The organism is Ferrovibrio sp. (genome assembly GCF_017994015.1).
GTDB lineage: Bacteria > Pseudomonadota > Alphaproteobacteria > Ferrovibrionales > Ferrovibrionaceae > Ferrovibrio.
Genome location: NZ_JAGOLP010000016.1, coordinates 66586 through 74656, shown reverse-complemented (window position 1 = coordinate 74656; position 8071 = coordinate 66586). Strand labels below are relative to the sequence as shown.

The following is an 8071-nucleotide window of genomic DNA, read 5'->3' as shown; positions in this document are numbered from 1 at the left end:
CCAACCAGCAGCCCAACACCCTGCTCAGCCTGTTCCGTTAATAGCGGTATACGCAAAACATATTCCCGGCTGTGGCCGGGTCGGAAAGGGGCCGCAAGGCCCCTTTCTTTTTCGGGTGAGGGCCGCAAGGCGCCTTTCTTGTTCAGGCAACGCCAGGCCATTTCCCTTTTAGCCGCTGAAAATCGGCGCAGCGCTTCCATATCGGCAGACAATGTTCTAGCGTCGTTTGCAAAGGCGTTAGGCTGTTGCAGTCATCGCCTGTCTGGTGTCGTTCAAACAGAGGGCCGGGCCGTTATGGCGGTTCCGGTAAGTGTCCGTGCCGCTCATCATCACACTGAAAGCAGGCGAAAAGTTCATTCTGAACCGGGCAGTGCTGAGCCTGTCCAAGTCGGCCAGTATTGTGATCGAGAACAAAGCATCCTTTTTGCGCGAAAAACATATCATGCGCCCCGAGGATGCCGATTCGCCGGCAAAACGCATCTACTACCTTTGCCAGCTTACTTATCTCTGGGAAGAGCGTTTCGACGAGTATTATCCGCAAATCAAGGCCGCATGTTTGGAGTTCGTTAAGGCGGCTCCGAGTACCAATGCTTTGATCGCGAGTATCGGTGCGGCGCTGGCGCAGCAGGATTTTTTCCGCCTGCTGAAACATGCCCGTCGGCTGATCGAAGTGGAAAGGAGATTGCTCGATGTCCGGAACAAACCCCTACACCAAGGCACAGAACGCCCTTGAGACGCCGAGGCAGATCGAGTACCGGCTGTTTTCGTCGGTCACTCGGGCCTTGATGGATGTGCGGCCGCTGATGCTCAGCAAGGTGCCGGCAGATACAAGCAAGATTGCCTATGCCATCGGCTGGAACCGCGACATGTGGAACCACCTGATGCCGGAAGTGCTTGACGAAAAAAATCCAATGAGCCGGGACCTCAAACTCTCGCTGATCAACATCTGCCTGTTCGTGAACAAGCGAACCGACGAGATCACGCAAGGCAAATCGACCGATATCGAGCCGCTGATTGCGATCAACCGCAACATCATGGAAGGCCTGAAATAGGGCCGTCCAGCCGGCAGCAGCCTGCGGTTGTCGAGCCGGCCGGGGCATGAAGCGTCCACCGCGCAAGGTGAAGAATTCCCGTGCTTTTTTTATGATTTCCAGGCCTGAAACGCCGCATTAACTCGCAATTGAATAGATTTCCGCCGCCAAAAGCGTAAAGCTATTTACCTTCGATCAACCACTTTATGGGATGAAGGCTATGTCAGCCTCCATCCGAGGCCGGGTCGAATAACATAGAGGGGGCGATGCCCATGGCGATGTCGGAAGAGGAACAGAGCAAGGTGACGCGCGAGGCGTTTGTCGCTTCGTGGGAGGCGCTGGTGAATGGCGGCGTGTCGCGTGAGATCGTGGCGGCGATTGCCATGAGCATGGCGCTGGCCGAGCTTACGGCGATCTTCGGCAAGGCGGTAACTGCGCATGGCTTGGAGAAGTTGCCCGATACCATCCGCTCGGGCGCGTTCGACGCCGGCTAATCCCGCCGGATAGCAACAATTCAAAACGGCATCGGCGCTTCAAATCGCCGGTGCCGTTTTTTTTCAACGCTGTTTTTTACTGCTTGCCGCGCTGAGCGGGCAGCAAATGTGGTTCAGGCAGACACGTCAACCTGGCCGCCAACACCCTGCGGCAGCGGCGCAGCTGCCTGGCTGGAACCGCCCTGATTGGCGGCAGCGGTGATCTGTTTGATATTCTCAAGGCCGGCTGCAACCGCGCTCAACATGGTGAGCTGGGTATCACGGGCAACTTTCATCCCGACGAATTGTAATTCCTGGGCAATGGCCGACATTACAGCCTCCTTCTGAAGCGGTGAAATATGATTACGCCAAGAATGCCGCTTCGGCAAGCCGCAAGTGGGGCTTTCCAGTAGCGGCTGTCACCCCTATAATAGTTTCAAATGTAACAATATCGCGATGGGAGGGGGGGATGTCGGCAATTCCGGCGGTCGAAATCCGTTTTGGTGCCTCGCCGCGCCCCGAACTGCCGCCAGGCGGCCTGGAGCATAAACCTGTGGTGATTGTCGGTGGTGGCCCGGTTGGCCTCACTGCCGCGCTTGACCTGGCCGGCCAGGGCATTGCCGTGCTGCTGCTGGATGATGACGACACGGTCAGCACCGGCAGCCGCGCCATCTGCTATGCCAAGCGCACGCTGGAAATATGGGATCGCCTCCATGTTGGTGAAAGCATGCTGGAACGCGGCGTCACCTGGCAGGTCGGCAAGGTGTTCCACGGTGCCGAGCAGCTTTACCGTTTCGACCTGCTGCCCGAGAGCGGGCATCGTTTCCCGGCCTTCATCAATCTCCAGCAATACCATGCTGAAGCCGCGCTGGTGGCTGCAGCACAGCAGCAGCCGCTGATCGAGTTGCGCTGGTGCCACAAGGCCGTTGCCGTGCGTAACCATGCCGAGGCGGTGGAACTGGATATCGAGACCGGGCAGGGCACCTATACGATCCGGGCCGATTACGTGCTGGCCGCAGATGGCGCGCGGTCCAGCCTGCGACGCAGTTTGGGGCTGGATTTCCGGGGCCAGGTCTTTGAAGACCGCTTCCTGATTGCCGATGTGAAGATGCGGGCGGCGTTTCCTACCGAACGCTGGTTCTGGTTTGAGCCGCCGTTCCATGGCGGCGGCTCGGCCCTGCTGCACAAACAGCCCGATGATGTGTGGCGTATTGATTTGCAGCTCGGCCCGGATGCTGATCCGGAGGCCGAGCGCCAGCCGGAGCGTGTGCTGCCGCGCCTGCGCCAGATGCTTGGGCCGGAAGCCGATTTTGAACTGGAATGGGTCAGCGTCTACACATTTCAATGCCGCCGGCTTGATCGTTTCCACCATGGCCGGCTGTTCTTCATCGGCGATGCGGCACATCAGGTGTCGCCTTTTGGTGCGCGCGGTGCCAATTCGGGTGTGCAGGATGCCGATAATCTGGCCTGGAAGCTGGCCGCCTGCCTGCGTGGCGAGGCCGGGCCGGCTTTGCTGGAAAGTTATGATACCGAGCGGCTGGCCGCCGCCGACGAGAATATCCTCAATTCCACCCGCAGCACCGATTTCATCGCGCCCAAGGGCGAGGCGGCACGGCTGATGCGCGATGCCGTGCTGGAACTGGCCGGGCAGTTTGGTTTTGCCCGCCGGCTGGTCAATTCCGGCCGCCTGTCGCTGCCCAGCCACTACCATGACACACCGCTCAACAGCCCGGACGACCCAGCTTTGGCCGTTTCGGCGCCGGCCCTGGCGCCAGGCGCCCCGGCGCAGGATGCCCCTTTGCCTGAGGGTGACTGGCTGTTGCGCCGCTGCCAGCAGGGCGGCTTCACCTTATTGGGTTTTGGTGACGCGCCGGTCAATCCGCTGCCGCAGCAGATTGCCGTTGTAACCCTGCCAGCCATGGGCCAGGCCGCCGAGCGCTATGGCGCGGTGGCGGGCAGTGTCTATTTGTTGCGACCGGATCAGCATGTGGCAGCGCGCTGGCATAGGGCGCCGAAACCGGAACAGGTGTTGACCGCTTATCGCACAGCCTTGGGTTTCCCCGCCATACAGGCTTGACTCCAGCGGGTGGCCGTCTATCACTGGCGCCGGTTTTTAGCGGCAAGGAGTCTGTTCTGATGACACGCGCCTATTTATTCCCCGGCCAGGGCAGCCAGGCGGTTGGCATGGGCAAGGAACTGGCGGGGGCTTTTGCGCCGGCCCGGCTGGTATTCCAGGAAGTCGATGATGCGTTGTCGCAGAAGCTGAGCAGCCTGATGTTCGAAGGGCCGGAAACCGAGCTGATCCTGACCGAAAATGCCCAACCGGCGCTGATGGCGGTGAGCCTGGCAGTGGTGCGGGTGCTGGAGCAGGAATTTGGTGTTGATCTGGTGGCCAAGGCCAGCTACGCCGCCGGCCACAGCCTGGGCGAATATTCGGCGCTCTGTGCCATGGGGTCGCTCACCCTGGCCGATACCGCGCGGCTGCTGAAACTGCGCGGCCAGGCGATGCAGAAGGCCGTGCCGGTGGGCGAGGGTGCCATGGCCGCGCTGCTTGGTGTTGATCTGGATGTGGCCCAGGCGGTGGTGGAAGAAGCCGCCCAGGGCGAGGTGGTGAGCTGCGCCAATGATAATGGCCCGGGCCAGGTGGTGATTTCCGGCAAGCGCACCGCCGTGGAGCGGGCGCTGGAAGTGGCCAAGGCCAAGGGCGGCAAGCGCGCGATGCTGCTGCCGGTGAGCGCGCCCTTCCATTGCGCCCTGATGCAGCCGGCCGCCGATGCGATGCAGGCGGCACTGGCCGATGTTACTTTGCTGGCGCCGAAGCTGCCGGTGGTGTCGAATGTCACTGCCAAGGGCGAGTCGAACCCGGCTGATATCAAGAAGTTGCTGGTGGCACAGGTCACCGGTCTGGTGCGCTGGCGCGAGCTGACCCTGTGGCTCAAGGAGCAGGATGTGGCCCAGGCGGTGGAACTGGGCTCGGGCAAGGTGCTGGCCGGCCTGGTCAAGCGGATCGACAAGAGCATCGAAGCGACCAGCCTCAACTCCCCGGCGGAACTGGAAGCCTGGGCCAAATCGGTTTGAAGGAGACAACACCCATGTTCGACCTGACCGGCAAGACTGCTCTGGTTACCGGCGCCACCGGCGGCATCGGCGGCGCCATCGCCGAGGCCCTGCATGCCCAGGGCGCCACTGTTGCTCTGTCTGGCACCCGCGAGGCCGTGTTGCAGGAAGCCGCTGCGAAGCTGGGTTCTCGTGCTCATGTGCTGCCCTGCAACCTGTCGGACGCGGCGGCAGTGGATGCGCTGATCGGCCAGGCCGAGGCGGCGATGGGCCAGGTTGATATCCTGGTCAACAATGCCGGCATCACCCGCGATGGCCTGGCGATGCGGATGAAGGATGACGACTGGCAGAGTGTGCTGGATGTGAACCTGACCGCTGCCTTCCGGCTCAGCCGGGCCGCCTTGAAGGGCATGATGAAGCGCCGCTGGGGCCGTATTGTCTCGATCACGTCAGTGGTCGGCACCACCGGCAATCCGGGCCAGATCAATTATGCGGCGGCCAAGGCCGGCCTGGTTGGCCTGTCGAAATCGCTGGCGCAGGAAGTTGCCTCGCGCAATATCACGGTCAACTGCGTCGCCCCCGGTTTTATCGAAACCGCCATGACCGACGCCTTGAACGAGCAGCAGAAGACTACGATTCTGACCAAAGTTCCGGCCGGCCGGCTGGGCCAGAGCCCGGAAATCGCGGCGGCCGTGGTCTACCTGGCGTCGCTGGAAGCTGCGTATGTCACCGGCCAGACCTTGCATGTCAACGGCGGCATGGCCATGATTTAAACCGGTATAGGCCGGGGAGCAGGGCATCCCAGAGGATGCTTGGAAGCCCCCGCGTTCTATGCTAAGGGAGGCCCCCAACTGCCGGTCGGCTCTCTGGATGAGCCGGATTGGGCAGCAACGAACCACAAGGATTTGACACTATGAGCGACATTGGTGAGCGCGTTAAGAAGATCGTCGTCGAGCATCTCGGCGTTGAGGCCGAGAAGGTCACCGAAAACGCGAGCTTCATCGACGATCTCGGCGCGGACAGCCTCGACACTGTCGAGCTGGTGATGGCGTTCGAGGAAGAATTCGGCGTTGAAATTCCGGACGATGCGGCCGAGAAGATCCTGACCGTGAAGGACGCGATCGACTTCATCACCGAGAAGTCGCCCTCCTGATCACGGCGGCGCCGGTTGGCATTTCGTCAATCGACCGAGCCGGCGCGGTAAATCCGCGCCGGTTTCCACATTTCCAGCATTTGTTGAATGAGGCTCCGCCATGCGTCGTGTCGTCGTAACCGGCCTAGGCTTGGTCACGCCGCTGGCCTGCGGCGTTGAAGCCACCTGGACCCGTCTGATTAATGGCGAGTCGGGTCTTGGTCCGATCACCCGTTTTCCCATTGGCGAGATGCCGGCCCGCATTGCCGGTCAGGTGCCGCTGAAGGCGGATCACCCTGAACGCGACGATGCCTTCGATCCCGACCAGTGGATGGAAGCCAAGGAACGCAAGCGGGTTGATGATTTCATCGTCTATGGCCTTGCCGCTGCCAAGCAGGCGGTGGTCGATTCCGGCTGGGTGCCGGCCGATGAGGAACAGCGCTGCCGCACCGGCGTGCTGATCGGCTCGGGCATCGGTGGCCTGAACGGCATCGAAGAAGCCGCCATCACACTGAAGGAGAAGGGGCATCGCCGCATCAGCCCATTCTTTGTGCCTGGCCGCCTGATCAACCTGGTTTCCGGCCATGTTTCCATCGAATACGGCTTCAAGGGTCCGAACCATGCAGTGGTGACGGCCTGTTCCACCGGCGCACATGCCATTGGCGATGCCGCGCGGCTGATCATGCTGGATGATGCCGATGTGATGGTGGCAGGCGGTGCCGAAGCCACCATCGGCCCGCTTGGTGTGGCCGGCTTTGCCGCAGCGCGTGCGCTGTCCACCGGCTATAACGACAACCCCACTGCCGGTTCGCGCCCCTGGGATAAGGGCCGCGATGGTTTTGTGATGGGCGAGGGTGCCGGCGTGGTAGTGCTCGAGGAGCTGGAGCATGCCAAGGCGCGTGGCGCCAAGATTTATGCCGAAGTGGTTGGCTATGGCCTGTCGGGCGATGCCTATCACATCACTGCGCCGCATGAGAGCGGTGACGGCGCCTTCCGCTGCATGCAGATGGCGCTCAAGCGTGCTGGCATGACCCCGGGCGATATCGATTATATCAATGCTCACGGCACCTCGACGCCGCTCGGCGACGAGATTGAGCTGAAGGCGGTTAAGCGGCTGTTTGGCAATGCCGTGGCCAGCCTGTCAATGTCATCCACCAAGTCGGCCATCGGCCATCTGCTTGGCGCGGCCGGTGCGGTGGAGGCGATCTTCTCGGTGCTGGCGATCAAGCATGGCATTGTGCCGCCGACGCTGAACCTGGATGATCCCTGCGATGGCGCAGAGGGTATGGACCTGGTGCCGAAGCAGGCCAAGAAGCGCGAGGTGCGCGCGGCGTTGTCGAATTCATTCGGCTTCGGCGGCACCAACGCCTCGCTGGTGCTGAAGCGCTACGACGCCTGACCATGCGCGCCCTGGCCCGCTGGCTGCTGGCTTTGCTGCTGGTGGCCGGCGCCGGCACGGGGAGCGCTGCTTTCTGGTTTCAATCCTGGCTCGATAAGCCCGGGCCGCTGACCAAGCCTGCGCTGGTGCTGCTGCCACGCGGCAGCGGCGTAGAGGGCATTGCGCAGCGCCTGGAAGCGGCAGGCGCGATAGAAGATCACCGGCTGTTGCGACTGGCTGCGGCCTGGACCGGCAAAGCGGCTCAGCTCAAGGCCGGCGAATATGCTCTGGAGCCGGGCGACACGCCGCGTGCCTTGCTGGAGAGAATTGCCGCCGGCAAGGTGCATTTCCGCAAATTCACCATGCCCGAAGGCTGGAGCAGCGGCGAATTGCTGCGCGCCCTGGCGCAGGCCGAAGCGATGACCGGTGCTGTGCCGACGCGGCTGGCGGAAGGCAGCTTGCTGCCGGAAACCTATCTCTACAGCCATGGCGATGCGCGGGCTGATTTGCTGCAACGTATGGCGCGCGCACGTGATGAAATGCTGGCCCGGCTTTGGGCCCAGCGCAGCGCCGAATTGCCGCTGCAAAATCCGGAACAGGCTGTGATCCTGGCTTCCATCGTGGAAGCGGAAACACCGCTGGCCGAGGAGCGGCCGCAGGTGGCCGGGGTATTCATCAACCGGCTGCGACGCGGCATGAAGCTGCAATCCGACCCCACCGTGATCTATGGCATCACTCTGGGCGAGCGCGAACTGGAGCGGCCGCTTAGTCGCGCCGATCTGGCCCAGCCAACGCCGTGGAATACCTATAGCATCGATGCGCTGCCGCCGACGCCGATCAACCATCCGGGCCGCGCCAGCCTGGCCGCCGTTCTTAACCCGGCCAGCACCAGGGCGCTGTATTTTGTCGCCGATGGCAAGAGCGGCCATGTCTTTGCCGAAACCTATGAACAGCATCTGCGCAATGTGGCGGCCTATCGCGCCAGCCAGGGGCGTTGAAA

The 8071-nt window shown here is 62.2% G+C and carries 11 protein-coding genes; 9 read left to right on the top strand and 2 right to left on the bottom strand.

Annotation, left to right across the window (positions count from 1 at the left end; translation table 11 throughout):
- The coding region (locus KBB36_RS10655) for a hypothetical protein (RefSeq protein WP_290980012.1) at positions 1–200 on the bottom strand (200 nt) is incomplete at its 3' end.
- Positions 201–316: 116 nt separating this feature from the next.
- On the opposite strand from KBB36_RS10655, the gene KBB36_RS10650 reads away from it, so the two are divergent.
- The 3 genes from KBB36_RS10650 (at position 317) to KBB36_RS10640 (ending at position 1525) form a co-directional block, all read left to right on the top strand.
- On the top strand, positions 317–733 hold the full coding sequence (locus KBB36_RS10650) for a flagellar biosynthesis repressor FlbT (protein ID WP_290980009.1): 417 nt from the start codon (positions 317–319) through the stop codon (positions 731–733).
- Positions 690–1052, top strand: coding sequence for a flagellar biosynthesis regulator FlaF (flaF, locus tag KBB36_RS10645; protein WP_290980006.1), 363 nt, complete (start codon positions 690–692; stop codon positions 1050–1052). Before KBB36_RS10650 ends, flaF begins: the two co-directional genes overlap by 44 nt.
- A 251-nt stretch (positions 1053–1303) precedes the next feature.
- A complete protein-coding gene (locus KBB36_RS10640; protein ID WP_290980003.1) occupies positions 1304–1525 on the top strand; it encodes a hypothetical protein in 222 nt (73 codons plus the stop codon).
- Positions 1526–1638: 113 nt separating this feature from the next.
- On the opposite strand, the gene KBB36_RS10635 is transcribed toward KBB36_RS10640, so the two are convergent.
- Positions 1639–1836: a hypothetical protein gene (locus KBB36_RS10635; RefSeq protein WP_290980000.1), complete on the bottom strand. Its 198-nt coding sequence runs from the start codon at positions 1834–1836 to the stop codon at positions 1639–1641.
- A 137-nt stretch (positions 1837–1973) separates the two neighbouring features.
- Between KBB36_RS10635 and KBB36_RS10630 the strand changes: the two genes are divergently transcribed.
- From KBB36_RS10630 to mltG, 6 genes are all read left to right on the top strand, one after another.
- On the top strand, positions 1974–3581 hold the full coding sequence (locus KBB36_RS10630; RefSeq protein ID WP_290979997.1) for an FAD-dependent oxidoreductase: 1608 nt from the start codon (positions 1974–1976) through the stop codon (positions 3579–3581).
- A 59-nt stretch (positions 3582–3640) separates the two neighbouring features.
- A complete protein-coding gene (gene fabD / locus KBB36_RS10625) occupies positions 3641–4582 on the top strand; it encodes an ACP S-malonyltransferase (protein WP_290979994.1) in 942 nt (313 codons plus the stop codon).
- A 14-nt stretch (positions 4583–4596) separates the two neighbouring features.
- Positions 4597–5334 (top strand): 3-oxoacyl-ACP reductase FabG, encoded by a 738-nt coding sequence (fabG, locus tag KBB36_RS10620; RefSeq protein WP_290979991.1) that lies wholly within the window; start codon positions 4597–4599, stop codon positions 5332–5334.
- A 140-nt stretch (positions 5335–5474) separates the two neighbouring features.
- A complete protein-coding gene (locus KBB36_RS10615; RefSeq protein WP_290979989.1) occupies positions 5475–5714 on the top strand; it encodes an acyl carrier protein in 240 nt (79 codons plus the stop codon).
- Between the two features lie 100 nt (positions 5715–5814).
- Complete coding sequence (fabF, locus tag KBB36_RS10610) at positions 5815–7092, top strand: beta-ketoacyl-ACP synthase II (protein ID WP_290979987.1); 1278 nt, start codon at positions 5815–5817, stop codon at positions 7090–7092.
- 2 nt (positions 7093–7094) lie between these two features.
- Entirely contained in the window at positions 7095–8069 is a 975-nt protein-coding gene (gene mltG, locus KBB36_RS10605) for an endolytic transglycosylase MltG (protein WP_290979985.1), read from the top strand.
- Positions 8070–8071: the final 2 nt, after the last annotated feature.

What these genes read in the sequence shown, in the direction of transcription:
- KBB36_RS10630 (WP_290979997.1), top strand. Translation starts at nt 1,974, where the DNA reads ATGTCGGCAATTCCGGCGGTCGAAATCCGTTTTGGTGCCTCGCCGCGC.
- KBB36_RS10615 (WP_290979989.1), top strand. Translation starts at nt 5,475, where the DNA reads ATGAGCGACATTGGTGAGCGCGTTAAGAAGATCGTCGTCGAGCATCTC.
- KBB36_RS10640 (WP_290980003.1), top strand. Translation starts at nt 1,304, where the DNA reads ATGGCGATGTCGGAAGAGGAACAGAGCAAGGTGACGCGCGAGGCGTTT.
- fabF (WP_290979987.1), top strand. Translation starts at nt 5,815, where the DNA reads ATGCGTCGTGTCGTCGTAACCGGCCTAGGCTTGGTCACGCCGCTGGCC.
- fabG (WP_290979991.1), top strand. Translation starts at nt 4,597, where the DNA reads ATGTTCGACCTGACCGGCAAGACTGCTCTGGTTACCGGCGCCACCGGC.
- flaF (WP_290980006.1), top strand. Translation starts at nt 690, where the DNA reads ATGTCCGGAACAAACCCCTACACCAAGGCACAGAACGCCCTTGAGACG.
- KBB36_RS10635 (WP_290980000.1), bottom strand. Translation starts at nt 1,836, where the DNA reads ATGTCGGCCATTGCCCAGGAATTACAATTCGTCGGGATGAAAGTTGCC.
- fabD (WP_290979994.1), top strand. Translation starts at nt 3,641, where the DNA reads ATGACACGCGCCTATTTATTCCCCGGCCAGGGCAGCCAGGCGGTTGGC.
- mltG (WP_290979985.1), top strand. Translation starts at nt 7,095, where the DNA reads ATGCGCGCCCTGGCCCGCTGGCTGCTGGCTTTGCTGCTGGTGGCCGGC.